This window comes from Acidovorax sp. CCYZU-2555, from assembly GCF_018413525.1.
GTDB lineage: Bacteria > Pseudomonadota > Gammaproteobacteria > Burkholderiales > Burkholderiaceae_C > Comamonas.
Window position 1 is genome coordinate 30,613 of record NZ_JAHCDD010000020.1, and the last position, 25,858, is coordinate 56,470.

The window sequence follows — 25,858 nt, forward strand, 5'->3', positions numbered from 1 at the left end:
GCGTTCAATGGCTGCCCAGATAGGCGGCGCGGATCTTGGGGTCGGCGCGCAGCTCCTTGCCCGGCCCCTGCATCGTGATGCAGCCCGTCTCCAGCACATAGGCGCGATCGGCCACGGCCAGCGCCTGGTTGGCCATCTGCTCGACGAGCAAGATGGTCACGTCCTTTTGCTGCAGGCCGCGAATGATGGCGAAGATCTCCTTGACGATCAGCGGCGCGAGACCCAGCGAAGGCTCGTCGAGCAGCAGCAGCTTGGGCTTGGCCATCAGCGCGCGCGCGATCGCGAGCATCTGCTGCTCGCCGCCCGACATGGTTCCGGCCATCTGGTCCTGGCGCTCGCGCAGCCGCGGAAACGCGTCGAACTGCGCCTCGATATCGGCATCGATCAGCGCGCGTCCCACCTTGCGGTGGTAGGCGCCCAGGATCAGGTTGTCGCGCACGGTCTGGTCGGCGAACACCTGGCGGCCTTCGGGCGACTGCGCGATGCCCAGCGCCACGCGCTGGTGGCCGGGCAGGCGCGTGATGTCCTGGCCGTCGAACACGATGGCGCCGCTGCTTGCGGGCTCCAGGCCCGACAACGCTTTCATCAGCGTGCTCTTTCCCGCGCCGTTGCCGCCGATCATGGTGACGATTTCGCCCGCATGCACTTCGAGGCTGATGCCGCGCAAGGCCTGCACCGCGCCGTAGTGCACCTGCAGATCGGTGACTTTGAGCAAGGCTTTCTCAGACATGGCGTTCTCCCTGGCCCATGGGGGCCGCTTCTTCTTCTTCGTCATCCGTGCCCAGATAGGCGGCAATCACGCGCGGATTGCTCTGCACCGCGAGCGGCGCGCCCTCGGCGATCTTCTCGCCGTAATCGAGCACGATCACATGGTCCGAAATCGCCATCACCAGATCCATATGGTGTTCGATCAGCAAGATGGTGATGCCCAGATCGCGGATGCTGCGAATCACTTCGACCAGCTCCGCCGTCTCCTGCGGATTGAGGCCCGCGGCGGGCTCGTCGAGCAGCAGCAGCGTGGGCCGCGTGGCGAGAGCCCGCGCGAGTTCCACGCGCCGCTGCAATCCATACGGCAGGCTGCCCGCGAGCGCGCGCGCATGCTCCTGCAGGCCCAGAAACTGCAGGATCTGCAGCGACTCGGCCGTGGCCTTGACTTCATCCCTGGCCGCCGCGGGCAGGCCCAGCAGATACGACCAGAAGCCGGTGCGGATATGCTGGTGCAAACCCACCTTCACGTTGTCGATCACCGACATGTCGGCAAACAGCTTGAGGTTCTGGAAAGTGCGGCCCAGGCCCATGTTGCAGATGCGGTAGACGGGCTGGCCCACGGTGCTCCTGCCGCGAAACTCCATCGTGCCCCTGCTCGGCGGCACGATGCCCGACAGGATGTTGAGCAGCGTGGTCTTGCCCGCGCCGTTGGGGCCGATCAGCGAATGCACATGGCCCGACTGGATCTCGATGTCGAGGTTGTTGGTCGGCACCACGCCGCCATAAGCTTTGTACAGGCCTTGCGTGCGCAGCAGCACTTCGCCGCCGGGCACGGCATCGCCGGCCACCTGCAGACGCCAGGGGGCGATGGGTGCGCGTTCGGGGCCCGGCACGCGGCGGTCGGACCAGCGCAGGCGACGAAACAGCGAGGTCAGCGCGCCCGACAGGCCGTTGGGCATCGCATACAGCGCGAACAGCAGCAGCGCACCATAGGTGAAATGCTGCACGCCGGGCCAGCGCGCGAGAAACGCGTCGAGCAGCGTCAGCACCACGGCGCCCAGCAGCGGCCCGTAGACCGAACGGCCGCCGAACAGCACGATCAGCAGGAAGAACACCGACAGATTGAAGGTGATGAAGTCGGAGTTGATGTACTGGTTCTGCTGGGTGATCAGCGCGCCCGCGAAGCCGCAGGTCACGGCGCTGATGACGAAGGCCAGCACCTTGTACTTGTAGACGCTCACGCCCACGCTTTCGGCGGCCACTTCGGCGGTGTTCACGGCCATGAACGCGCGGCCGTACTTGCCGCGCAGCAGAAAGCGCAGCATCAGGTGGGCGGCAATGCCCAGCGCCAGCACCACCCAGACCCATTGCCGCGCGTCGAGCGGCTGGCCGCCGAACGTCAGCGGCAGCACGCCGTAGATGCCCTGCTGGCCGGCGAACACATCCTGCCATTCGGAAACGACTTTCTCCACGACCACGCCGAAGCCTATGGTCACCATCGCCAGCGCCGGCCCCTTGACGCGCAGCGCGGGCAAGGCGATCACCACGCCGAACAGCCCGGCCATCGCGCCGGCCGCGGCGAACGCCAGCCAGGGATTCCAGCCGAGCTTGGCGGTGAACAGCGCCGCCGTGTAGGCACCGACGGCGAACAGCCCCGCATGGCCCAGCGACTTCTGCCCGGCATAGCCAACCAGCACGTTGAGGCCCGCGGCGGCGAGGTAGTTCACGCCGATAAGGAACAGGACCTTGAGATAGAAACCATTGTCGGTGATGACCGGAATCAGCCCCACCAGCGCCGCGAACGCGACGACGCCCAAAAGATGCTTGTACTGGTTCATCAGACCTTCTCCACCACGCGCTGACCCAGCAGGCCTTCAGGCTTGAGCACCAGAACAAAAATGATCAACAGGAAGATGCTGATTTCGCGCAGCTCCGCATGCCACAGGCCCACCATGGCCTCGATCAGACCCAGCAGAAAGCCGCCCAGCATGCAGCCGCGCGGATTGCTCAGGCCGCCGACGATGGCCGACGAGAACGCCTTGAGCGCCAGCGTCAACCCCATGAACACCGAAGCGGTAGTGATCGGCGCGATCAGCAGCCCGGCGATGCCGGCCAGGCTGGCGCTGACGACAAACGCCAGCACCACGATGGCCGTCACGTTGATGCCCATCAGCGTCGCCGCGGTGCTGCTTTGCGCCACGGCGCGCACGGCCTTGCCCAGGCGCGTCTTGCGCATCACCACGTCGAGGCACAGCATCAGCGCGATGCTCACGCACAGCACCAGAATTTCCTGCGGCAGAATGCCCGCGCCGCCTATGCGCAGCACTTCGTTGCCCAGCGGCGACGGCATGACCATGGGCGACGGGCCCCAGATGGCCAGCGCGATGTTCTGGATGATGATGCCGAAGCCAATCGTGCTCATCACCCAGGCCAGGCCGGGCTGGCCTATGAACGGGCGGATCGCGGCGTAATACACCACGACGCCCAACAGGCCCATGATCGCCACCGTGGCGATCAGGCTCAGGCCGTAGCGCGCCAACGTGACTTCGGCCTGCTGCAGCGTGCCCTTGAAGTCATGGCCGGCGAGCAGCAGCAGCGTAGACACCGCGATGAAGGCGCCAGCGACGAGAAACTCGCCCTGGCCGAAATTGAAGGTTTTGGTGGTGTTGTGGGTGATGTTGAAACCCAGGGCCACCAGGGCATAGATGCTGCCCAATGCCAGGCCGCTGAACAGGGCCTGAAGAATACTGACTGCCATACGCGCAACTCCCGATCGCTCGCCATACCAACGCCAGGCGCTGACGGGCCGCGGCTGCGGTCCGTCAGCGAACCGGCTTTACTTCTTGAAGTCAGCGGGCTGGAAGCCCTTGGTCACGGAGTCTTCGAACTTCACGACGGTGTCGCCCTTCCAGCGCGCGAGGTAGAAGTCGCTGACGCTCAGGCCTTCGTGCATGGTCTTGGTGAAGGGCTTGTTGTAGGTCTTGATCACGCCTTCGACGCCCTGCAGGTTTTCCAGCGCCGCGGCCACCTTGGGGCCGTCGGTGCTGTTGGCCTGCTTCATCGCCGCGGCCAGCAGCATCACCGAGTCATAGCTTTGCGCCGCGCAGGGGAAGGTCGTGAGCGTGGGGAAGTTCTTGCGCACGCGCTCGCCCAGCGCCTTGGTCTTGGCGTTGGTGTCTTCGGTGGTCGACGCCGCCATGATCAGATGCTCGGACAGCTTGGCGCCGGTCATCTTGGGGAACAGCGAACTCAGATTGCCCCAGGCGCCCAGCGTGGTCGGCAGGTAGTTGATCTTCTCCATGCTGCGCAGCACCTGCGCCGTGCCGTCGGCCAGGCCGTAGACGATCACGGTGTCGGCGCCCGCGGCCTTGATCTTCGACAGCTGCGAGGTGATGTCGGTGTCCTTGGGGCCGAACTTCTCCACGGCCACCGGCTTGACGCCATGCAACTCCAGAATCGCCGTCGCGTCCTTGGTGCCGCCCTGGCCGTAGCCCGTGGAATCGGCGAGCACGGCAATCTTCTTGCCGGCCGAATGCTTGACCGCATAGGCGGCGAGCAGCGCCGATTGTTCACGGTCCACCATGGAGATGCGGAACAGGTAGTTCTGTGCATCGTTGGCGTAGCGCGTGGTGATCTCGGAGCCGGTGGCGATGGGCACCACGACAGGAATCTTCTTTTGCTGCGGCAGGTGCAGCCAGGCCAGCGCATTGCCGGAGTTCGCCGGGCCGACGACGGCCGAGACCTTCTCGTTGTCGATCAGCTCGGTCATGTTCTGGATCGACTTGGGCGGCGTGCCCAGGTCGTCGCGGATCACGCCCACGACCTTGCGGCCCAAGATGCCGCCGGCCTTGTTGATGTCCTCGATCGCGGCCTCGAAGCCCCAGCGCCCCGAGATCCCCAGCTCGGCGACACCGCTGCCCGACATGTCGGCGTTGTAGCCGATCTTGATGTCCTGCGCGTAGGCCGTGCCCGATACGATGGCGGCGGCAATCGCCGTTTTGGCAAATCCTTTGAACCAGTTCATGCTTGTCTCCTTTGACGGCTTTTGTGAGGTCACTTATCAAAGCGCCTTGGCCTTGGGTTTGTGACCCATTTGGTGTCTGGTCAATATAGACAAACTGTATCCATCCCGACAGGTACAGTTGCGCGGTACAGCGCAGCCACCGATCCTGCGGCGCACGCCCTGGCCACCGGAAGAGACCTCACTGGCATCGCAGCGTGCGCGGGCGTAAGCTGTGCTGCCGGTCGAACGGATGCGCGCCCTGCGGCGCCCGACGGCAGCGATCGCGCGAAAGGACTCGCCATGCTGTCCAACTCCAGCGTGACCACCATGCTTCCAGTCATGGACATGGAGCGCGCACGCCGTTTCTACGAAGGCAGCCTGGGGCTGCGACCCGGCGGCTTGCGCCCCGATGGGAAATTCGTCTACCAGGTGGGCGGCACCACGCTCGCGCTGTTCCCCAAAGCCGAAGGCACCAAGGCCGACCACACCGCCATCAGCTTCCGCGTCGCGGATATCGCCGCGAGCATCGCCCAGTTGAAGCGCGCGGGCGTGGCCTTCGAAGACTACGATTTCCCGGAGCTCAAAACAGTCGACCATGTCTGTGTGCTGGGCGCCGAGAAGGCCGCCTGGTTCAAGGACACCGAAGGCAATTATCTGTGCCTGCATGAAGACCTGCCCGAAGGCTAGCGCGGCCCGCATGGGTACAGTTGCGCCCGCCGCTGTCAGTCCAGGCCATCGAGCAGCCTGTCGAGCGCCAGCCCGTACTGCTGCGCCATGGCCTCGATCTGCGCCGGGGCCGCGGCCAGCGCCAGGCCGCTGCCATGCGCATGGTCGACGAGAATGTCGCGCCACAGCAGGGGCTGATCCGTGATCCGCTGCAGCAGCGCGGTCAGGCGCGCGGTGATCTCCTGTGTCACGCCGGCGAAGGCCTGCGGCGTCGCAAAGATCGCCAGCGTCAATTGCGGATAGCGGCCCACGGCCTGGTGATACCGAGTGAGCAGCGCGCGGATTTGCGCGCGTTCATCGGCGCACTCGCCCAGGCCCTCGAGCGCCTGGGCGTAGACCCGGTCCGCGAGCGCGCGCAGCAGCCCGGCCTGGTCGCCCACATGGCGGTAAAGACTCATGGGCGTGACGCCCAGCCGCGTGGCCAGCGCGCGCATCGTCAGGGCCTGGCCGGCTTCTTCGCCCATCAAGTCCAGCGCCGCCGCGAGGATCTCGTCGCGCGCAATGCCCTGGCCGCGTGCCGGCCGTCCGCGTGCGAGGCTCATGCCTTGCGCCGGTAGCAAGACTGCACCAGTCCAGAAGCAAAGCTGCGGCTCGACACCAGCGTCCAATCGATGTCGCCGGACAGCGCGCCGAACAGGCGCCGCCCCGACCCGAGCAGCACGGGCACGCTGCTGATCACCATGTCGGCGACCAGTGCGTCGCGCAGGAACGATTGCACCAGTTGCCCACCATCGACATAGATGCGCTGCACGCCCTGTGCCGCCAATGTGTCCATCAACTCGCGTGGCGTGCTGCCGCTGAACCGCACCTTGCCCTCAAGCGCCTGCGGCACGGCCACACCAGCCAGCTGTTTCGACAGCACCAGCACGGGCCGGTCATAAGCCCAGGGCCCCAGCGTCAACACCTTCTCGTAGGTGCCGCGGCCCATCACGATCAAGTCCTTGTCGGCAATGAAATCCGCGTAGCCATGGTCCTCGTTCGGGTCATCGCGCTGCAGCAACCAGTCGATATCGCCATCGGCGCGCGCAATGAAGCCATCCAGACTGGTGGCAATGAAAACATGGGCGGTGGTCATGGGCAGCTCATTAAATATACAACGTATATTATTCCACAGGAAAGGCCTTCATGCCGCGATCCGGCGGATGGACCCGCCATGCACAGGAATCGGAAATGGGCGTCGACACCTAGGGAAAACAAGGAGTTGCATACGAATGCATAAAAACAAAACTGCATACGTATGCACAACCCAGCCAGGAGATTTCCTTGATCCGCTACCTCAAACGTGGACGCGACGTCCAGGCCCGCAACGCCGACGACACCATGGTGCGCGGCACTGTCGAAGGCATCATCCGTGACATAGAAAGCCGTGGCGATGCGGCCGTGCGCGACTACAGCAAGAAGTTCGACAACTGGGATCCCGCGGATTTCCGGCTGTCGCAGGCCGCCATCGAACGCGCGCTGAAAAGCCTGTCGGCGCGCGAACTCGAAGACATCCGCTTCGCCCAGGCGCAGGTGCGTAACTTCGCCCAGATCCAGCGCGACTCCATGCTGGACGTGGAAGTCGAAACCCGTCCCGGCGTGTTTCTCGGCCATCGCCACATTCCCATCAACGCGGTGGGCTGCTACATTCCCGGCGGCAAATACCCGCTGCTGGCCTCGGCCCACATGAGCGTGCTCACGGCCAAGGTCGCGGGCGTCAAGCGCGTCGTGGCGACCGCGCCGCCGTTCCACGGCGAGCCCCACCCGGCCATCGTGGCGGCGATGCACATGGCGGGCGCCGATGAGATCCTGGTGCTGGGCGGCGTGCAGGCCGTGGTGGCGATGGCCGTGGGCACATCCACCATCGCACCTGTCGACATGCTGGTCGGCCCGGGCAACATGTTCGTCGCCGAAGCCAAGCGTCAGCTGTTCGGCCGCGTAGGCATAGACCTGTTCGCGGGCCCCACCGAAACGCTGGTGATCGCCGACGACTCGGTGGACGGCGAAATATGCGCTGTCGATCTGCTGGGCCAGGCCGAGCATGGCCTGACCACACCGGCCGTGCTGCTCACCAACAGCGAAGCGCTGGCGCACGCGACCATGGCCGAGATCGAGCGGCAACTGAAGATCCTGCCCACGGCCGAGATCGCGGCCCGGGCCTGGGCCGACTTCGGCGAAGTCATCGTCTGCGACACGCGCGAGGAGATGCTGCTCAAGGCCGACGAGATCGCGTCGGAACATGTGCAGGTCATGACCCATGACCCCGACTGGTTCCTGACGCACATGAGCAACTACGGCGCGCTGTTCCTGGGCCCGCGCACCAACGTCGCGTTCGGCGACAAGGTCATAGGCACCAATCACACGCTGCCCACCAACAAGGCCGCGCGCTATACCGGCGGCCTGTGGGTCGGCAAGTTCCTCAAGACCTGCACTTTCCAGCGCGTGACCACCGACGCCGCCAGCGCCGAGATCGGCGAGTACTGCTCGCGCCTGTGCCACATGGAGAACTTCGCCGGCCACGGCGAGCAGGCCAACATCCGCGTGCGCCGCTACGGCACCCGCGCCGAAGTGCCATGGTACGAGCCGGTGCCGGCGCTGCAGGAATGAGCAGCGCTGCCGACCTGCCCGCGTTCGGCGGCTTCAGGCTCGACGGCAAGCGCGCGCTGGTCACCGGCGGCGGTCGGGGCCTGGGGCTCGCTGCAGCGGCGGCGCTGACCCAGGCCGGCGCCCATGTGACGCTCGCGGCGCGCTCGGCCGGGCAGCTCGAAGCCGCGTGCGCGGCCATTCAGCGGCAAGGCGGCAGCGCCGAGCATCTGGTGCTCGACGTCACCGACCCGATCGCCGTGCAGCGCGAAATCAGCCAGCGCGCGCCATTCCAGATACTGGTCAACAACGCGGGCATGAACCGGCCCAGGCTGCTGACGGAAACGCCGGACGACGACATAGACGCCGTGCTGGCGCTCAACGTCAAGGCCTGCTTCTACGTGGCGCGCGAAGTCGCGCGCGGGCTGCAGGCCGCGGGCCTGCCCGGCTCCATCATCAATGTCTCGTCGCAGATGGGCCATGTGGGCAGCCCGCGGCGCACGCTCTACTGCGCCAGCAAACATGCTGTCGAAGGCATGAGCAAGGCGCTGGCCTGGGAGCTGGGCGCGGCGGGGATCCGCGTCAACACGCTGTGCCCGACTTTCATCGAAACCGCGCTGACGGCGACGATGTTCGAAGACCAGGGCTTTCGCCAGTTCGTGCTCGACAGGATTGCGCTGGGCCGGCTGGGGCGCATCGACGAAGTCATGGGGCCCGTGGTGTTCCTGGCCAGCGACGCGTCCAGCCTGATGACCGGCAGCGCGCTGATGCTCGACGGCGGCTGGAGCGCGGCATGAAAGCCAAGCTGACCGCCCATGACGTCGCGCGCCTGGCCCAGGTGTCGCAGTCGGCCGTGAGCCGGGCCTTCACGCCCGGCGCCAGCGTCGCACCCGAAACGCGCGAACGCATCCATTCGGCCGCGCGCCAGCTGGGCTACCGGCCCAATGCGATTGCGCGCAGCCTGATCACGCGGCGCAGCCGCATCATCGGCCTGGTCATGAGCTACCTCGAGAACCAGTTCTACCCGCTGGTCATCGAACGCCTGAGCCAGGCGCTGCAGCGCGACGGCTACCACGTGCTGCTGTTCATCAGCGAGACCACCGAAGCCGACAGCGTGCTCACCGACATCCTGCAGTACCAGGTCGACGGCATCGTCATGGCCTCGACCACGCTGTCGTCGGCGCTGGCCAATGACTGCACGCGCGCCGGCATTCCCGTGGTGCTGTTCAACCGCGTCGCGCAGATGGGCGCCATGGGCCGCTACTCGACGAGTTCGGTCACGTCGCAGAACCGCGCAGGCGGCCGCATGGTCGGTGAATTGCTGCTGCGCACCGGCCACCGCCGCATCGCCTGGCTGGCCGGCGAGGAGAACGCCTCGACCAGCCTGGAGCGCGAAGCCGGCCTGTGCGAAGCCTTGGCCGCCGCGGACAAGGGCTTGTACGCCAGGGCCGTGGGCCGCTACGACTTCGGCGAAGCGCAGCGCGCGGTGCTGGCGCTGTTCGCCGACCCGGCAACGCGCCCCGATGCGCTGGCCGTCGCCAACGACCACATGGCCATCGCGGCGCTCGAAACCCTGCGCGCCGAACTGGGCCTGCGCGTGCCGCACGACGTGTCGGTGGTGGGCTTCGACAACGTACCCCAGGCCGCGTGGCCGTCGTTCGACCTGACCACGGTGCAACAGGACGTGGACCAGATGGTGGACGCCACGCGTGCCCTGCTTTTCGAACATATCGGCGGCGAGGTCGTGCCGCGCAGCGTGGCCGTGCCCTGCGTGCTGATCGAGCGCGGCACGGTGCGCACCCGCGAACCAAAAAGGAGACAGACAACATGATCGACAAGGAAAAGATCCGGCAACTGTGCGCCGGCCGCCCGGTGGCCATCGTCGGCGCCGGCCTGGTAGGCGCGGGCTGGGCCGTGGTCTATGCGCGCGCCGGCCTGAACGTGAAGATGTTCGACGCCAACGCCGAAATCACGCGCAACGCCATGCCGCTGATCGCCGACCAACTCGCCGGCCTGCAGCGCCATGGCCTGCTCGATGAAGCGCCGGCCGCGGTGCTGGCGCGCATCGCGCCCGTGGCCACGCTGGCCGAGGCGCTGGACGGCGTGGCCTATGTGCAGGAGTCGGTGCTCGAACGCGTCGATGTCAAGCGCCAGCTGATGCTGGACATCGACGCCCTGGCCGCCCCTGATCTGGTCGTCGGCAGCTCCACTTCCGGCATTCCCGGCTCGGCTTTTGCGCTGGGCCTGGCGATCTCGCCGCGCGTGCTGATCGCCCATCCCGTGAACCCGCCCTATCTGGTGCCGGTGGTCGAACTGGTGGCCTCGCCCGAGACCTCAACCGCCACCGTGGCCTTTGCCGACGCGTTGATGCAGGCCGTGGGGCAGAGCGTGGTGCATGTGCGCAAGGAAGTCGAAGGCTTTGTGCTGAACCGGCTGCAGGCCGTGCTGCTGCGCGAAGCCTGGGCGCTGGTGCAGGAAGGCGTGGCCACCTGCGAAGACGTGGACAAGACGGTGCGCGACGGCCTGGGCTGGCGCTGGTCCTTCATGGGCCCGTTCGAGACCATCGATCTGAACGCGCCCGGCGGCGTGGCCGACTACGCCCAGCGCCTGGGCGCGCTCTACCAGCGCATCGCCGACGCGCGCAGCCACCCTGAACCCTGGGATGCGGCGCTGATCAGCGAGGTCGAGAGCCAACGCCGCGAACAGCTGGCGCACACCGATCTGGCCGCGCGCCGCGCCTGGCGCGACGAACGGCTGATGGAATTTGCCGCGGCACGCCAGCGGCCTGCGCCCGCGGCGCCGTAAAGCCCGCACCCCGATCGCCCGCAACGCCCCATAACCAGAGACAAGCCCCATCATGACACTGCGCCCCGCCTCCCTCCGCCGCCATCTGCTCGGCGCCACCATTGCCCTGGCCGCCTGCGGCCTGCCCGTCGCGCATGCCCAGGGCGACTACCCGAACAAGCCCATACGCCTGATCGTGCCCTTCGCGACCGCGGGCGTGACCGACACCAGCGCGCGCATCGTCGCCGAGAAGCTGGGCCAGCAGCTGGGCCAGTCGGTGGTGGTCGACAACAAGCCCGGCGCGGCCGGCAACATCGGCACCCAGCTCGCGGCGCAGGCACAGCCCGACGGCTACACGCTGCTGCTGGGCTATGACGGCACGCTGGTGATCAATCCCAATCTGTATGCCAAGGTGCCCTTCGATTCGGTCAAGGACTTCGCGCCCATAGGCAAGATCGGCGACGCCACGCTGCTGATCGTCGCCAACCCCAAGCTGGGCGTTAGCACCATGGCCGAGCTGCAGCAATACGCCAAGACCGTGTCCGGCGGCCTGTCCTATGGCAGCGCGGGCACTGGCAGCACCACCCACCTGGCCGGCGAAATGCTGCACCAGCGCACCGGCATTCCCATGACCCACGTGCCCTACAAGGGCGGCGGCCAGGCCGTGGCGGACGTGGTCGGCGGCACGCTGCCGGTGACGTTTTCGGCGGTGACCGGCGCGATCCCGTTCATCAAGGGCGGCCAACTCAAGGCCGTGGCCGTGACATCGCGCCAGCGCGCGCCCGCGCTGCCCGATGTGCCCACGTTCATCGAAGCCGGCCTCAAGGACTTCGAGATCAACTCCTGGGTGGGCCTGCTGGCGCCCGCGCGCACGCCCAAGCCCGTGCTCGACAAGCTCAACGCGGCGCTGCAGAAAGTGCTGACCGCACCCGAAATGCGCGATCGCCTGGCCGCGCTGGGCATCGTCGCCATGCCAGGCACGGCCGATGCCTTCGGCCGCGAGATCGTGCGCGATCTCGAAAAGAACAAGGCCATCGTCAAGGCCGCGAACATCCAGCTCGATTGAATCCGCCAGTGATGCGCCCCACTACAAATAGAACCACCCCATGACCACCTTGTTTGACAAGATCTGGGCGACCCACGCGGTCGCCCGCAACGAAGCCGGCGAAGACCTGGTCTACATCGACCGGCACCTGGTGCAGGAAGTCTCCAGCCCGCAGGCATTCGCCAGCATGGCCGAGTCCGGCCACACGCTGCGTTCGTCGCCGCGCCACATCGCGGTGCAGGACCACAACGTGCCGACTTCGGCCGATCGCCTCACCAATATTCCGAATGCCGAAAGCCGCGAGCAGATCGCCACGCTGCGGCGCAACACCCAGGCCACGGGCATGCGGCTGTTCGACCTGGATCACCCGCTGCAAGGCATAGTCCATGTGATCGCGCCCGAGCTGGGCTATGTGCTGCCGGGCAGCACCGTGGTCTGCGGCGACTCGCACAGCGCCACGCTGGGCGCGCTGGGCGCGCTGGCCTGGGGCATAGGCACATCGGAAGTCGCGCATGTGATGAGCACCCAGGGCCTGTGGATGCGCAAGCCGCGCACCATGGGCATAGACATCTCGGGCGCGCTGGCCGCGGGTGTCTATTCCAAGGACCTGGCGCTGGCCATCATCCACCACATAGGCACCAGCGGCGGCACCGGCCACGGCATCGAATACTTCGGCCCCACGGTGCAGGCGCTGTCGATGGAAGCGCGGCTGACGCTGTGCAACATGACCATAGAAGCCGGCTCGCGTTTCGGCCTGATCGCACCCGACGCCACCACCCTGGCCTACCTGCGTGAACGCGTGCAGGGCGCGGCGCGCACCCACTTCGAGCAGGCGGCACACAGCTGGAGCACGCTGCGCACCGACGCGGCCAGCGACTACGACCGCTGCGTGCCGTTCGACGCCGCCACCGTGACCCCGCGCGTGACCTGGGGCACGACCCCGGCCGACAGCAGCGCCTTCAGCGGCCGCGTCGGCGACGGCGCCGCGCCCGCCGATGCCGCCGAGCGCGCGCGCATGGAGGAGAGCCTGGCCTACATGGGCCTGCAGCATGGTCAGGCGCTGTCGTCCGTACCCATCGACGTGGCCTTCATCGGCTCCTGCACCAACGGCCGGCTCGAAGACCTGCGCGCCGCCGCCGCGGTGGCGCGCGGTGGTCGCGTTGCCGCAGGCGTGCGCGCACTGGTGGTGCCGGGCTCGGGCAGCGTCAAGCGCGCGGCCGAAGCCGAAGGCCTGGCGCAGATCTTCGTCGACGCGGGTTTCGAATGGCGCGAATCGGGCTGCTCCATGTGCATAGGCATGAACGGCGACAGCCTGGAGCCCGGCCAGCGCTGCGCCTCCACCTCCAACCGCAACTTCGAGAACCGCCAGGGCCAGGGTGGGCGCACCCATCTGATGAGCCCGGCCGCCGTTGCCGCCTCGGCCCTGCAGGGCCGGCTGACCGATCCCCGGGAGTACCTCGCATGAAAGCCGTGATCACACAGGCCCAGGGCCGCGCCGCCGTCATGCAGCGCGACGATATAGACACCGACGCCATCTTTCCGGGCCGCTTCCTGCGCCTGGTACAGCGCACCGGCCTTGGCGTGCACCTGTTCGCCGACTGGCGCGCCGAAGGCCGGCCCGAAGTGGACTTCATGGCGCAGCCCACACCCGCGCGCGTGCTGGTGGCGCTGCACAACTTCGGCTGCGGCTCGTCGCGCGAGCATGCGGTCTGGGCGCTGGCCGACTACGGCGTGCAGGCCGTGGTGGCACTGTCTTTCGGCGACATCTTCCGCAACAACTGCGTGAAGAACGGCATCGTGGCCGCGACCGTGGCGCCCGCCGACCATGCGCGCCTGCTGCAGGCCCTGGCCGCGGCCGGCGGCGCGCCGCTGTGCCTGCAAGTTGCCGCCAGCAGCCTGCAGCTGCCCGACGGCAGCGCGCTGACGATCACGCTGGCCGACGGCCATGCCGAACAACTGCTCTCGGCCGAGGACGAAGTGGACCGCACCCTGCGCCACGAGGCCGCGCTGCGCGCCTACGAGGAGCGCGTGCAGCGCGACCAGCCCTGGCTGGCCTCGATGGACTGACCCGCCCTTCTTTTTTTGACTTCTTGCTATAGGACCCCCCAATGGCCAATCCCATTCTTCGACAAAAACTCGCCGCCGGCGAATTCATGGTCATCCCCGGCGTGCAGGACATGATCGCCACGGTCATGACCAACAAGGTCGGCTTCGACATCATCTACGGCACGGGCTACTGGCTCACCGCCTCGAGCCTGGGCCTGCCCGATGCCGGCATCGCCACCTATACCCAGATGGTGGACCGCATGCGCACCATCACGCGCACCAGCAAGGCGGCACTGATCGCCGATGCCGACACCGGCTACGGCGGCCTGCTCAACGTGCACCACACGGTGCGCGGCTACGAGGAAGCCGGCGTCACGGCGATACAGATCGAAGACCAGGAGTTTCCCAAGAAGTGCGGCCACACGCCGTTCAAGCGCTGCGTGCCCACGGCCGACATGGTCGAGAAGATCAAGGTCGCCTCCGAGGCGCGCGAAGACAAGGAGAACTTCCTCATCATCGCCCGCACCGACGCGCGCGCGGGCCTGGGCATGGACGATGCCATGCGCCGCATGGAGGCCTATGCCGAAGCCGGCGCAGACATCCTGTTCTTCGAGGCCCCGCAGTCCGAAGACGAGATGCGCCGCGCCTGCGAAGCCTTCGATCTGCCCATGATGGCCAACATGGCCGATGGCGGCAAGACGCCCATCCTGCCGGCCGAAGTGCTCAAGGAAATCGGCTATTCGCTCGCCATCTTCCCTGCCATGACCAGCCTGGTCGCTGCAGCGGCCATGGAAAAGTCGCTGCGCCATCTCAAGCAGGCCGGCACCAGCCTGTCGCCCGACATTCCCATGACCGACTTCAACGAGTTCTGCGAACTGATCGGCTTCCAGGAAGTCTGGGACTTCGAGAAGCGCTGGGCGCGCTGACCGCGCGCGCCAGCAAAAACAATATCAGGAGACAAAGCATGCCCTTCAAGCCCCGCACCGCAATCCGTTGCCACCACATCGCCACGCTCGCCGCCATCGCGGCAGCCGCCGCGCCCGCGCTCGCCGACTGGAAACCCACGCGCCCCGTCACCATCGTCGTGCCCTACGTGGCCGGCGGCGGCACCGACACCACGGCGCGCGCCACGGCCAGGCTGCTCAGCGAGCAATGGGGCCAGCCCGTGGTGGTGGAGAACGTTCCCGGTGCCGACGGCCTGATAGGCACGCGCCGCGTCAACGAGTCCAAACCCGACGGCCATACGCTGCTGCTGCAGACGCCGGCCATCGTGCTGACCAAGCACGCTCCGGCGTTCAAGGGCGCCGACCCGCTCGCGCGCCTGGTGCCGGTGACCAACATCGCGCAGTCGCCGGGCGTGATCGTGGCCAACGGCAAATTCCCGGCCAGCACGCTGCCCGAGCTCATCAGCTACTGCCGGGCCGCGGCCCAGCCCTGCTCCATGGGCACGGGCGAGAACGTCGCCAAGCTGTTCGGCCGGCAGCTGCAGGCCGAGGCCATTCCCAATCTCATCGTCGTCAACTACAAGGGCACGGCGGCCATCATCACCGACATGATCGCCAACAACGTGAACTTCGCCGTGACGGGCGTGGCCTCGGCCTTGCCGCACCAGAAAGCCGGCACGCTGAAGATCGTCGCCAGCCAGGGCGTGAACCGTTCTAGCGGCGCCCCCGAGGTGCGCACCGTAATCGAGACCGGACTGCCACAATACGAATACACCACCTGGTTCGGCCTGTTCGCGGTCAAGGACACGCCGCCGGCCGTGACCCAGGGCATCTACGCCGCGGTGCGCGAAGCCATGCGCAACCCCGATCTGCAAAAAGCCATTGCCGCGGCCGGCGCCGAGCCGCTGGTGAACACGCCCGACGAATTCGCGGCCCAGGTGCGCAAGGAAGATGAGCGCTTCACCGCCTTGGCGAAACGTTTTCCGCTCGACTGACGCGCGACCGTTATTGCAGCTCGATATGGCTGATGCGCACCACCGCGCGCGCGATCAGCGCCAGCACCGCGGCTTCGGCGCCCTGCGGGTCATGCGCTTCAATCGAATGCAATAGCGAACGGTGCAATTCCAGCGCCTGGGCATCGGGCCCCCAGGCGTCGCTGGACGCCTGAAAACTCGTCTTCCAGACCGCCGACAGCGCGGTCTCCAGTTGCTGGATGAACTGGTTGTCGCAGGAGCGCACCACGGCGCCATGAAAGCGCAGATCGGCCTCGATGTACGACGCCTGGGTCTGGGCCTGGGCCATGGCCTCGAACGCTTCGCGAATTTCAGCCACCTGCCGCGGCTCGGCGCGCGCCGCAGCCAGGCGCGCGGCCAACGGTTCTATGGTCTGGCGCAGCTCCATCAGATCGGCGATCAGCTTCTTGTCGGGCGGCGCTTCGCTTTGCCAGCCCAGCACCGCGGGGTCGAACAGATTCCATTCGGCGCGCGGCAGCACATGGGTGCCGGTGCGCGGGCGAATCGACACCAGCCCCTTGGCCGCGAGGCTCTTCATTGCTTCGCGAATGATCAGCCGGCTCGCGCCATAGGTTTCGGCAAGCTGGGGTTCGGTCGGCAACTGCGCGCCTTCGGCATAGCGCCCGGCAACGATGCTCGCGCCCACGGCGTCAACGATTTGGTGGTGAAAGTTGCGCAAACGGGGTGGAGCCATAGGCTGCAAGCATAACCGCTGCCCTCTGTGAGACTGACAAATACCGCCTTGACGTCAATCATATGATGATTGTATTATTGCCACCGACGATCAGCACCGTCCCATAAATCAACCAAGAGCTGGAGACAAAATCATGAACAAGAGCCTTGCGGCCGTTGCGCTCGCATTCGGCGCGACCCTGGTCCTGCATCCCGTGGCGCACGCCCAGGACTACCCTTCCAAGCCGATACGCATGATCGTTCCCGTGCCGCCCGGCGGCTCGGGCGATCTGGTGTCGCGCCTCACCGCCAACGCGGCCGCGAAGGAACTGGGCCAGGCCATCGTGGTCGAGAACCGCCCGGGTGCGACCGGCAACATCGGCACGGCCGTCGCAGTGAAGGCCCCGGCCGATGGCTACACCATCTTCCTGTGCAGCATAGGCAACTGCTCGGTCAACTCCAGCCTCTATGCCAACCCCGGCTTCGACCTGTTCAAGGACATCGCGCCCGTGGTGCTGCTGGGCTCGTCGATCAACGTGCTCACGGCCAGCCCCAAGTCCGAAATCAACAGCGTCGAAGACCTGGTCGCCAAGGCCAAGCGCGGCCAACTGACCTACGCCTCTTCCGGCGTGGGCGCGTCCAACCATCTGGCGGGTGAAATGTTCAAGAAGATGGCCGGCGTCGAGCTGCTGCATGTGCCCTACAAGGGTTCGGGCCCGGCGATCACCGACCTGCTGGGCGGGCAGATCGATGTGTTCTTCGACAACGAGCCATCGATCGCGCCCTTCGTCAAGACCGGCAAGGTCAAGGGCCTGGCGGTCACGGGCAAGGGCCGTTCGGCCAATCTGCCCGAGCTGCGCTCGATGGAAGAGATTGGCTACAAGAGCTTCATCATCGAGCCCTGGTTCGCGATCGGCGCGCCCGCCGGCACGCCGCCGGCGCTGATCCAGAAGCTCAACGCCGCGTTCAACAAGGGCCTGCAGGACCCCACGGTGCGCAAGACCATGCAGGACGCCGGCATCAATCCCCTGGGCGGAGCGCCTGCCGTGCTCGGCAAGCACATCCGCTCGGAGCACGACAAGTGGGCGGACCTGATCCGCTCGCAAAAGATTTCCGCGGAGTAACCACGAATGCGCATCACAGCGATTGAAACCACACGCCTCAAGACCCAGCCCAACCTGTTGTGGGTGGAGATTGAAACCGACGCCGGCATCATCGGCCTGGGCGAGACCTTCCGCGGCGCCGAAGCCGTGGAGACCTACATCCACTCGATGGCCGGGCCGCTGATCCTGGGCCAGAGCGCGCTCGACATCGAACGCCTGCACAAGATCCTGCTGCGCGGCTATCTGGGCTTCAACGGCAGCGGCGTGGAAACGCGCGCCGCCTCGGCCATAGACATCGCGCTGTGGGACATCCTGGGCCAGGCCACGGGCCAGCCCATTTACCAGCTGCTGGGCGGCGCCTGCCACGACCGCATGCGCGCCTACAACACCTGCGCGGGCGTCGACTACAACAGCAAGAGCATTCAGCGCCGGCTGGTACAGCCCGGCGACGCCAAGGTGCGTCACCGCTACGACGACCAGATCGCGTTCATCGAAAGCCCGGGCGAACTCGCGCAAAGCCTGATCGAAGAGGGTTTTAGCGCGATGAAGATCTGGCCGTTCGACGGCGCGGCCACCGAGTCAGACGGACAGTATGTGAGCGCCAAGGCCATGCGCCAGGGCCTCGAAGTGTTCGAGAAGATCCGCCTGGCCGTGGGCGACAGGATCGAAGTGATGTGCGAGTTCCATTCGATGTGGAACGTGACATCGGCGCTGTCGATCGCGCGCGAACTCAAGCAGTACCGCCCGTTCTGGGCCGAAGACCCGATCAAGATGGACAGCCCGGGCGCGCTCGCCGACTACCGCCGCCTGGCGCAGATTCCGGTCTGCGGCAGCGAGACGCTGGCCGCGCAGGGTGCGTTTCGCGACCACCTCGCAGCGCATGCGCTGGACTACGTCATGCTCGATCTTTCGTGGTGCGGGGGCATCACCGAAGCGCGCAAGATCGCGAGCCTGGCCGACGCCTACCAGAAGCCCATCGCGCCGCATGACTGCACGGGCCCGGTCGTGCTCATGGCTTCGCTGCACCTGGGGCTGGCCTCGCCCAACGCCATCTTCCAGGAAGTGGTGCGCGCGTTTCTCAGCACGTTCTACAAGGACCTGGTGACCGAACTGCCGGTGCTCGAAAACGGCTACCTGCTGCGCCCCGACAAGCCGGGCCTGGGCACCGCGCTGGCGCCCGGCGTCAAGCGCGATCCCGCGGCCAGCACGCGCCGCAGCACCGCGCCTTAAGACCAAGCCCCCTGCTTCGGGCCGGCGCTCGCCGGCCCTGCCCCGCTACGCCCACAAAAAAGCCGCAATGACGGCTGGGCGCAGCCATGCCCGATTACAACAAGGAGACAAGAAAATGCGCCACAAGATTCACCAACACATCGCCCTGAGCGCCCTGCTCGCCTGTTCCACTGCCGCGTTCGCGCAGTCCGGCGTCACCCTCTACGGCCGCGCCGATGCGGGCGTGTACCACCAGTCGCGTTCCAATCCCGGCGCCAACCAATGGTCGCTGTCTTCGGACACCAGCTACTTCGGCCTGCGCGGCAACGAGGATCTGGGCGGGGGCTTGAGCGCGACGTTCAAGCTGGAAAGCCAGGTCGATCTGTCGAGCGGCGCCAGCAGCGCGACCTTCTTCAATCGCGAAGCCTATGTGGGCCTGTCCGATCGCCGTCTGGGCACGCTGCAGTTGGGCTCGATGTGGGGCCCGTCGGTCTGGATTTCGGGCAAGGCCGATGCGTTCGGCCGCGCCCAGCTCGGCGCCGTGCAGACGCTGCTGCAGGGCGCGAACAATCGCGGCAACACCTTCAAGTTCGACAACGCCGTGCAATACATCAGCCCCAAGATCGGCAACGTGTTCGGCCGCGCCTACGTGCAGGCCGCCGAAGGCGCGACCACGGGCCGCAACTACGCGCTGGCGCTCGACTACAGCAGCGGCCCGGCCTTCCTGGGCCTGGCCTTCGACAGCGCGCAGATCGCGGGCTCGGCCGTAGGCCTGGCCGCAGCCGCAGTGCGCGCCAAGACGCTGGGCCTGGGCGGCGCCTACAACTTCGGCGTGGCGCGCATCCATGGCTACTACCAGCGCAATCAGATTTCGGGCCTGGCCGACGCGAACTCCATCAACGCCAGCGCCGCCCTGCCCGTGGGTTCGGGCGAGTTCCGCCTCGCCGTGGGCCGCTGGTCGCGCCCCGGCGACGCCGACGCCAAGCGCCTGGCATTGGGCTACGCCCACTTCCTGTCCAAGCGCACCCAGCTCTACGGCACTTTTGCAGTGCTCAAGAACGGCAGCCGCTCGACCACCATGCTGTTCCCCATCAGCCAGGACTCGGCACCCGCCGTGGCGGGCCAGGATGTGAAGGCGTTTGGCATAGGCATGCGGCATATGTTCTGAACGCTGGCGGCGAAAGGTGAACGGCCCGCGCTCCAGACACGAGAACGGGCCCCTGCAGCCCAAGGGCTTGCACACCGCGGAACATGCGGATTCCGCATATGCAAGCACTGAAATGATCGTTGGAAATTGGGGCGCGCAGACCCAAACTCGTTTCACATTTTTCACTCCCCATCGGAGCCCATGTGAACGACGCCGTCAAGCGCCAGGAAGCGCCACCCCATTTCTTCTGGTTCATTCCCACGCACGGCGACGGTGCGTACCTGGGCTCGGAAACGCGCCAGCGTCCACCGGACTTCAACTACTTCCGCAACGTCGCCACCTCGGTGGAGCACCTGGGCTATGAAGGCGTGCTGCTGCCCACGGGCCAGGCCTGCGAAGACTCGTGGATCACGGCCACCGGCCTGGCGACCGCGACCAGCCGGCTCAAGTTCCTCGTGGCCCTTCGCCCTGGCGTGGTCCAGCCGACCTATGCAGCGCGTCAGACCGCGGCGCTGGACCGACTGAGCAACGGGCGCCTGCTGCTCAACGTGGTCGTGGGCGGCAACCCTACTGAGCTGGCCGGCGACGGCCTGTTTCTGTCGCACGACGAACGCTATGAGCAGGCCGGCGAATTCCTGCACATTTGGCAGTCGCTGCTGGCCGGTGAAACCGTGGATTTCACGGGCAAGCATTACACCGTCAAAGGCGCAAGACTGGACTTCCCGCCCGTGCAACAGCCCCGGCCGCCGCTGTACTTCGGCGGCTCGTCCGAAGCCGGACAGGCGCTGGCCACGGACCAGACCGAGCTCTATCTCACCTGGGGCGAGCCCGTGGAGCAGGTCGCCGAGAAGATTGCCTGCGTGCGCGCCCAGGCCGCGGCACGCGGGCGCACCATGCGCTTTGGCATTCGCCTGCACTTCATCGTGCGCGAAACCGACGCCGAGGCACGCGCCGCCGCCGAACACCTGATCAGCCATGTGACCGACGAGCAGATCGCCCGGGCCCAGCAGCGCTTCACCCAGGAAATGGACTCGGTGGGCCAGCGCCGCATGTCGGCGCTGCACGGCGGCGACCGCGAGCGGCTGTGGGTAGGACCCAACCTCTGGGCCGGCATAGGCCTGGTGCGCGGCGGCGCGGGCACGGCGCTGGTGGGCGATGCCGACAGCGTGGCCCAGCGCATACGCGAATACCAGGCGGCGGGCATAGACACCATCATCGGCTCGGGCTACCCGCATCTCGAAGAAGCCTACCGCACGGCCGAGTTGCTGTTCCCGCGCCTGGGCCTGTCGACGCGCCGGCCCGATGCGCCGCCGCGCGCCTATGGCAACGAGTTTTCCGGACTCACCACGACACGCCTGCAGTCGGCGTCGTAAGTACCTCACTTCCAAATAGAAATACTTCCATGACTTCCAGAAGACAGTTCAACGCCGGCCTGCTGGCCCTGGCCGCCACCGGTTTTCCGACGCTGGGCCAGGCCCAGCAGGCCGCGCCCAAGGAATTCAAGATCGGCTGGCAAAAAGGCTCGGTGATCATGGTGCTGGCCAAGCACAATCAGGTCTTCGAAAAGCGCCTGAAAACACTGGGCGTGGACAGCGTGAAATGGGTCGAGTTCCAGTTCGGCCCGCCGCTGCTCGAAGGCCTGGGCGTGGGTGCAGTCGACATCGGTGCCGTGGGCGACACACCGCCCATCTTTGCCCAGGTCGCCGGCGCCAAGGTGGCCTATGTCGCCACCACGCCGTCGTCGCTGAGCGCCATCCTGGTGCCCAAGGATTCGCCCATCAAGACCGTGGCCGATCTCAAGGGCAAGCGCGTGGCCTTCGGCCGGGGCTCGAGCGCCCATGCGGTGACGGTGCGCGCGCTGGCCCATGTCGGCCTGACGCTCAAGGACATCGAGCCGGTGTATCTCTCGCCCGCGGACGCCACGGCCGCTTTCAACGGCGGCCGGGTCGACGCCTGGACCGTCTGGGACCCCTACTTCGCCATCGCCCAGCAGCGCTACAACGCGCGCGTGCTGATCGACACCACGGCGGCGCATTTGTCGAGCCACTCCTACTACCTGGCCAACCGGGATACCGCGCAGAAGTACCCGGTGGTGCTGTCGGCCGTGCTGGAAGAAATCGGCAAGCTGATCGCCTGGGCGGGCAACAACCGCAAGGAACTCGCGGAGTTCTACGCCAAGGAAACCGGCGTCGAGCTGGAGTCCACGCTGCTCGCCTTCCAGCGCGCCCCGTATGCCTGGGGACCGGTCACCGAGACACATGTCCGTCTGCAGCGTGAACTCGCGACATCCTTTTACGAACTCGGCATCGTTCCCAAGAAAGTCGACCCCAAGGAGATACTGTGGAAAGCAACGGCACTTTGAGCGCGGTAGACACCGCCGTCGCGGCCCGGCCCGCACCACCACCGGCCTGGCTGACCACATGGCGGCGCTGGCTCGCCGACGGCGGCATGGGCTGGCTGCTGCCCGTGGGCCTGCTGCTGCTCTGGGAAGCGGCCTCGGTGCTCGATCTGCTGCCGCCAACCATCCTGCCCGCGCCCAGCGCGGTGTTCGCCGCCGGCTGGCGCCTGCTGCTCAAGGGCGAACTGCTGACGCATATCGGCGTCAGCGGCGTGCGCGCCCTCGCGGGCTTCGTGGTGGGCGGGCTGATCGGCTTCGCGCTGGGCCTGGCCAACGGCCTGTCGGCACGCAGCCGCAGCCTGACCGACACCACCTTGCAGATGGTGCGCAACGTGCCGCATCTCGCGCTCGTGCCGCTGGTCATCATCTGGTTCGGCATCGACGAAGGCGCCAAGCTGTTCCTCGTGGCGCTGGGCGTGTTCTTCCCCATCTACGTCAACACGCTGCTGGGCATTCTCACCGTCGACACGCAGCTGATCGAAATGGGCCGCGCCTACGGCATGTCGCGCCGCACGCTGTTCCTGCGCGTGCTGCTGCCCGGCGCCCTGCCCTCGATCTTTGTCGGGCTGCGCTACGGCCTTGGCATCATGTGGCTCACGCTGATCGTCGCCGAAACCATTGCCGCCTCGTCCGGCCTGGGCTACATGGCCATGCAGGCGCGCGAGTTCCTGCTGGTCGACGTGGTCGTGCTGGCCATCCTGATCTACGCCCTGCTCGGCAAACTTGCCGACAGCGTGGCGCGCGCGCTCGAACGCCGCACGCTGCAGTGGCACCCTTCGTTCAGAAAGTAGACGCCCCATGTCAGATACAGATCAAGGTGCGGCCTTCCGGCTCGAAGGCGTCGTCAAGGAGTTCGGCAACAAGACCGTGTTGCGCGGCATCGACCTGGTCGTGCCCGCCGGCCAGTTCGTCGCCGTCATCGGCCGCAGCGGCTGCGGCAAGAGCACGCTGCTGCGCCTGCTCGCGGGCCTGGACGCGCCCTCGCGCGGCCGCGTTCAGCTCGGGGCCGGCAACGGCCCGCAGTCGAGCAGCGCACGCATCATGTTCCAGGAGCCGCGCCTGCTGCCCTGGGCGCGCGTGATCGAGAACGTCGAAGTCGGCGTGCCCGAAACCGAATCACCCGCCGAGCGCCGCAAGCGCGCGCTGGAACTGCTGAACGAAGTAGGCCTGGCCGACCGCGCCGACGACTGGCCCGGCGTGCTCTCGGGTGGCCAGCGCCAGCGCGTGGCCCTGGCCCGCGCCCTTGCCAGCCGCCCCCGCCTGCTGCTGCTCGACGAGCCCCTGGGCGCGCTCGATGCGCTGACCCGCATCGAAATGCACCGGCTGCTCGAAAGCATTTGGCTGCACCAGGGCTTCTCGGCCGTGCTGGTCACCCACGACGTCAGCGAAGCCCTGGCGCTGGCCGACCGCATCGTGCTGATCGACGACGGCGCCATTGCGCTCGACGTTCTGGTGTCCGTACCGCGACCGCGCCGGCGTGGGCAGGTGGAGCTGGGACAGTTGGAGGACGAGATTCTGGGGCACCTGTTCGAGGGCGCGGGGGCTGCGGCGCACTAGAGGATTGCTACGCAGATCGAGCAGGCCCATGCTGGGGATGCCCTGCGCCGTGAATTGCCAAACGCCCGATGAGGTTCATCGGGCATTTTTCTTTGCTGGCGTTTCGCCAGGCTGTTCACTCACAAAGACCGTGGCGTTGACACCTTGGAGATTTTCGCGCGCACCTTGGAAAATAAAGAATTAAGAGGAAAAACCAATTTTTCTAGGAAAATAAATGACTTCCTACGAAAAAATAGCCATGACTGCGACTTCCTTGGGTTTTACACGGGTGGCAGAAATGCTCGGCATCGCGCTGGTTCAGCCACTTTTTTCGCGCAGCCAGCTGGGGCCCGCCAATCGCATCGAGAGACATCCGTCGGCAGAGATCCGCAGCTGGACTGCGCAGTACATGCCCGACGACAGCTTTCGCGGGCATTTCGAGTTCGGCCTCAAATACGAGCGGCTGAACTTTGAGTTCTTCTCCCGGGTTTTCGAACGGATTGACCCGCAGGAAATCGTCGCCTGGGTCAATGACTCGCCCACGGGCGCTTACGCGAGGCGCACGGCCTTCTTCTACGAATGGTTCACTGACAAGACATTGGATGCGCCAGACACGGCTCCCAATGTGGGCTATGTGGATGCGCTGGACCCCGACCTCTACTTGACGGCCACGGAGCCCACGAACAACAGGCGCTGGAAAGTGCGCCAAAACCTGCCCGGCCTTCGCAGCTACTGTCCTCTGGTGTATCTGGGTCCAGCCAAAGCCCGCGATTGGATCTATGACGTAAAGGCCGGGGTGGAACGCCTGAACAAGACCTATGGCACTGATCTGCTGCTGCGCAGCTCGGTATGGTTGACCCTGAAGGAGTCACGCGCCAGCTTTGCCATCGAGCGCGAGCAAGACCAAAGCGACCGAGTCAAGCGATTCGCCGCAGCCATTGGCGAATTGAGCGGACGCATGGAAGCACCATTGGAAGCGCAAGGTCTGCAGACCCTGCAAAACGCCATTCTGGGGACTGCGGTGCTGCGCCTGGGAATCCGCCAATCCCCGGTCTTCGTGGGCCAGTCAAGCGTCCAGGGACAGGTAGTCCACTACATCGCGCCAGCGGCGCAAGTAGTGCAAGAGATGCTTCAAGGCCTGCGAGATTTCGAAAGCCGCACGCAAGGGCAAAACACAGTGGCCCGCACTGCAGCGGTGTCGTTCGCCTTCGTATACCTGCATCCGTTGTCGGATGGCAATGGCCGCGTGCACCGTTTCTTGCTGAATCACATGCTCGCAGCGGATGGCGTGGTAGCGCCAAACATCATTATTCCTGTGTCTGCCACCATTGCCGGCTCCCCTGCCGGACGGGCGGAATATGACCGCGTGCTGGAATCGTTCTCCAGACCCCTGATGCGCCGCTATGAAGGGGAATACAACTTTGCCACTTCGCACATCTACCCTGACGGCGTGCACAGCGACTTCAACTTCACTGCCGACCAGGACGCGCAGCACGCCTGGCGCTACCCGGATTTGACGGTGCACGCCCGCTATGTCAGCGAATTGCTGCGCACCACGGTGGAACATGAAATGGCGCTGGAAGCAGCCACCTTGCGTGACAACGATGCATCGCGGGATGCGATCAAGCAAATCGTAGAGATGCCCGACCCGGATGCGGATCGCATCATTGCATCACTGCGCAGCAATGGCTGGGTGGTCAGCGGCAAGCTGCGCCGTGATCAACCGGCCATCTTCGCACCCGAGGGACGGCTGCACCATCTGCAAGACCGCATTGTGGACGCCGTAAGGGAAGCGTTGACCAGGCACGATCAGCCAAAAAAATAAGATATTTTTTGGAAACTCAGCAATTTCTAATAGAAAAAATGGATTTCTAACAAAAAATGGTCCACCGCGTGTTCTTTCTTCCGCATATGACGCGATGAGTCAGAGACAGCTTGCGCTTCCACCGTCTGCATGCATTG

Annotated in this window: 25 protein-coding genes; 18 read left to right on the forward strand and 7 right to left on the reverse strand. The window is 66.1% G+C overall.

The features are described 5' to 3' along the window. Positions 1 to 4: 4 nt before the first annotated feature. The 4 genes from KHY18_RS09335 to KHY18_RS09350 all read right to left on the reverse strand — a co-directional run bounded on the left by KHY18_RS09335 (position 5) and on the right by KHY18_RS09350 (position 4,732). Positions 5 to 730, reverse strand: a complete 726-nt coding sequence (locus KHY18_RS09335; protein ID WP_213298434.1) for an ABC transporter ATP-binding protein — start codon at positions 728 to 730, stop codon at positions 5 to 7. Beyond that, positions 723 to 2,546 (reverse strand): branched-chain amino acid ABC transporter ATP-binding protein/permease, encoded by a 1,824-nt coding sequence (locus tag KHY18_RS09340; protein ID WP_213298438.1) that lies wholly within the window; start codon positions 2,544 to 2,546, stop codon positions 723 to 725. The genes KHY18_RS09335 and KHY18_RS09340 overlap by 8 nt, the downstream gene beginning before the upstream one ends. After that, positions 2,546 to 3,466 (reverse strand): branched-chain amino acid ABC transporter permease, encoded by a 921-nt coding sequence (locus tag KHY18_RS09345; protein ID WP_213298441.1) that lies wholly within the window; start codon positions 3,464 to 3,466, stop codon positions 2,546 to 2,548. Before KHY18_RS09345 ends, KHY18_RS09340 begins: the two co-directional genes overlap by 1 nt. 78 nt (positions 3,467 to 3,544) lie before the next feature. Further along, a complete protein-coding gene (locus tag KHY18_RS09350; RefSeq protein ID WP_213298444.1) occupies positions 3,545 to 4,732 on the reverse strand; it encodes an ABC transporter substrate-binding protein in 1,188 nt (395 codons plus the stop codon). Positions 4,733 to 5,011: 279 nt separating this feature from the next. Here KHY18_RS09350 and KHY18_RS09355 point away from each other — a divergent pair, with 279 nt between their 5' ends. Beyond that, on the forward strand, positions 5,012 to 5,398 hold the full coding sequence (locus tag KHY18_RS09355) for a VOC family protein (RefSeq protein ID WP_213298447.1): 387 nt from the start codon (positions 5,012 to 5,014) through the stop codon (positions 5,396 to 5,398). Between the two features lie 35 nt (positions 5,399 to 5,433). On the opposite strand, the gene KHY18_RS09360 is transcribed toward KHY18_RS09355, so the two are convergent. Together KHY18_RS09360 and KHY18_RS09365 are read right to left on the reverse strand one after the other, a co-directional pair. Further along, positions 5,434 to 5,979: a TetR/AcrR family transcriptional regulator gene (locus KHY18_RS09360; protein WP_213298450.1), complete on the reverse strand. Its 546-nt coding sequence runs from the start codon at positions 5,977 to 5,979 to the stop codon at positions 5,434 to 5,436. Continuing rightward, entirely contained in the window at positions 5,976 to 6,512 is a 537-nt protein-coding gene (locus KHY18_RS09365) for a dihydrofolate reductase family protein (RefSeq protein ID WP_213298453.1), read from the reverse strand. The genes KHY18_RS09360 and KHY18_RS09365 overlap by 4 nt, the downstream gene beginning before the upstream one ends. A gap of 188 nt (positions 6,513 to 6,700) precedes the next feature. Here KHY18_RS09365 and hisD point away from each other — a divergent pair, with 188 nt between their 5' ends. Genes hisD through KHY18_RS09410 form a run of 9 tightly spaced genes read left to right on the forward strand, consistent with a single transcriptional unit; the run spans position 6,701 to position 15,813 of the window. Continuing rightward, entirely contained in the window at positions 6,701 to 8,023 is a 1,323-nt protein-coding gene (gene hisD, locus KHY18_RS09370; RefSeq protein WP_213298456.1) for a histidinol dehydrogenase, read from the forward strand. Further along, a complete protein-coding gene (locus tag KHY18_RS09375; RefSeq protein WP_213298459.1) occupies positions 8,020 to 8,796 on the forward strand; it encodes an SDR family NAD(P)-dependent oxidoreductase in 777 nt (258 codons plus the stop codon). The genes hisD and KHY18_RS09375 overlap by 4 nt, the downstream gene beginning before the upstream one ends. Beyond that, entirely contained in the window at positions 8,793 to 9,830 is a 1,038-nt protein-coding gene (locus tag KHY18_RS09380) for a LacI family DNA-binding transcriptional regulator (RefSeq protein ID WP_213298462.1), read from the forward strand. Before KHY18_RS09375 ends, KHY18_RS09380 begins: the two co-directional genes overlap by 4 nt. Then, positions 9,827 to 10,804 (forward strand): 3-hydroxyacyl-CoA dehydrogenase, encoded by a 978-nt coding sequence (locus tag KHY18_RS09385; RefSeq protein ID WP_213298464.1) that lies wholly within the window; start codon positions 9,827 to 9,829, stop codon positions 10,802 to 10,804. Before KHY18_RS09380 ends, KHY18_RS09385 begins: the two co-directional genes overlap by 4 nt. Positions 10,805 to 10,856: 52 nt before the next feature. Continuing rightward, entirely contained in the window at positions 10,857 to 11,849 is a 993-nt protein-coding gene (locus KHY18_RS09390; RefSeq protein ID WP_213298467.1) for a Bug family tripartite tricarboxylate transporter substrate binding protein, read from the forward strand. 40 nt (positions 11,850 to 11,889) lie between these two features. Then, positions 11,890 to 13,293 (forward strand): 3-isopropylmalate dehydratase large subunit, encoded by a 1,404-nt coding sequence (gene leuC, locus KHY18_RS09395; RefSeq protein ID WP_213298470.1) that lies wholly within the window; start codon positions 11,890 to 11,892, stop codon positions 13,291 to 13,293. After that, the gene (gene leuD, locus KHY18_RS09400; protein WP_213298473.1) at positions 13,290 to 13,895 is read left to right on the forward strand and encodes a 3-isopropylmalate dehydratase small subunit; all 606 of its coding nucleotides are present in this window, start codon (positions 13,290 to 13,292) and stop codon (positions 13,893 to 13,895) included. Before leuC ends, leuD begins: the two co-directional genes overlap by 4 nt. Positions 13,896 to 13,936: 41 nt before the next feature. After that, positions 13,937 to 14,800, forward strand: coding sequence for an isocitrate lyase/PEP mutase family protein (locus tag KHY18_RS09405; RefSeq protein WP_213298476.1), 864 nt, complete (start codon positions 13,937 to 13,939; stop codon positions 14,798 to 14,800). Positions 14,801 to 14,838: 38 nt separating this feature from the next. Continuing rightward, the gene (locus tag KHY18_RS09410) at positions 14,839 to 15,813 is read left to right on the forward strand and encodes a tripartite tricarboxylate transporter substrate binding protein (RefSeq protein ID WP_213298479.1); all 975 of its coding nucleotides are present in this window, start codon (positions 14,839 to 14,841) and stop codon (positions 15,811 to 15,813) included. A gap of 10 nt (positions 15,814 to 15,823) precedes the next feature. On the opposite strand, the gene KHY18_RS09415 is transcribed toward KHY18_RS09410, so the two are convergent. Next, positions 15,824 to 16,525, reverse strand: coding sequence for a FadR/GntR family transcriptional regulator (locus KHY18_RS09415; protein WP_249729015.1), 702 nt, complete (start codon positions 16,523 to 16,525; stop codon positions 15,824 to 15,826). A 133-nt stretch (positions 16,526 to 16,658) separates the two neighbouring features. Between KHY18_RS09415 and KHY18_RS09420 the strand changes: the two genes are divergently transcribed. The 8 genes from KHY18_RS09420 (at position 16,659) to KHY18_RS09455 (ending at position 25,721) form a co-directional block, all read left to right on the forward strand. Then, entirely contained in the window at positions 16,659 to 17,627 is a 969-nt protein-coding gene (locus KHY18_RS09420) for a Bug family tripartite tricarboxylate transporter substrate binding protein (protein ID WP_213298482.1), read from the forward strand. 6 nt (positions 17,628 to 17,633) lie between these two features. After that, entirely contained in the window at positions 17,634 to 18,836 is a 1,203-nt protein-coding gene (locus tag KHY18_RS09425; protein ID WP_213298485.1) for a mandelate racemase/muconate lactonizing enzyme family protein, read from the forward strand. Between the two features lie 115 nt (positions 18,837 to 18,951). Continuing rightward, on the forward strand, positions 18,952 to 19,983 hold the full coding sequence (locus KHY18_RS09430; protein WP_213298488.1) for a porin: 1,032 nt from the start codon (positions 18,952 to 18,954) through the stop codon (positions 19,981 to 19,983). Between the two features lie 182 nt (positions 19,984 to 20,165). Beyond that, on the forward strand, positions 20,166 to 21,335 hold the full coding sequence (ssuD, locus tag KHY18_RS09435) for an FMNH2-dependent alkanesulfonate monooxygenase (protein WP_213298491.1): 1,170 nt from the start codon (positions 20,166 to 20,168) through the stop codon (positions 21,333 to 21,335). Between the two features lie 29 nt (positions 21,336 to 21,364). Next, positions 21,365 to 22,324, forward strand: coding sequence for an aliphatic sulfonate ABC transporter substrate-binding protein (locus KHY18_RS09440; protein ID WP_213298494.1), 960 nt, complete (start codon positions 21,365 to 21,367; stop codon positions 22,322 to 22,324). After that, positions 22,321 to 23,151: an ABC transporter permease subunit gene (locus tag KHY18_RS09445; RefSeq protein WP_502768622.1), complete on the forward strand. Its 831-nt coding sequence runs from the start codon at positions 22,321 to 22,323 to the stop codon at positions 23,149 to 23,151. The genes KHY18_RS09440 and KHY18_RS09445 overlap by 4 nt, the downstream gene beginning before the upstream one ends. A 7-nt stretch (positions 23,152 to 23,158) precedes the next feature. Beyond that, positions 23,159 to 23,917, forward strand: coding sequence for an ATP-binding cassette domain-containing protein (locus KHY18_RS09450; protein ID WP_213298497.1), 759 nt, complete (start codon positions 23,159 to 23,161; stop codon positions 23,915 to 23,917). A gap of 214 nt (positions 23,918 to 24,131) precedes the next feature. Further along, on the forward strand, positions 24,132 to 25,721 hold the full coding sequence (locus KHY18_RS09455; RefSeq protein WP_213298500.1) for a Fic family protein: 1,590 nt from the start codon (positions 24,132 to 24,134) through the stop codon (positions 25,719 to 25,721). The last annotated feature ends 137 nt before the right edge of the window (positions 25,722 to 25,858 follow it).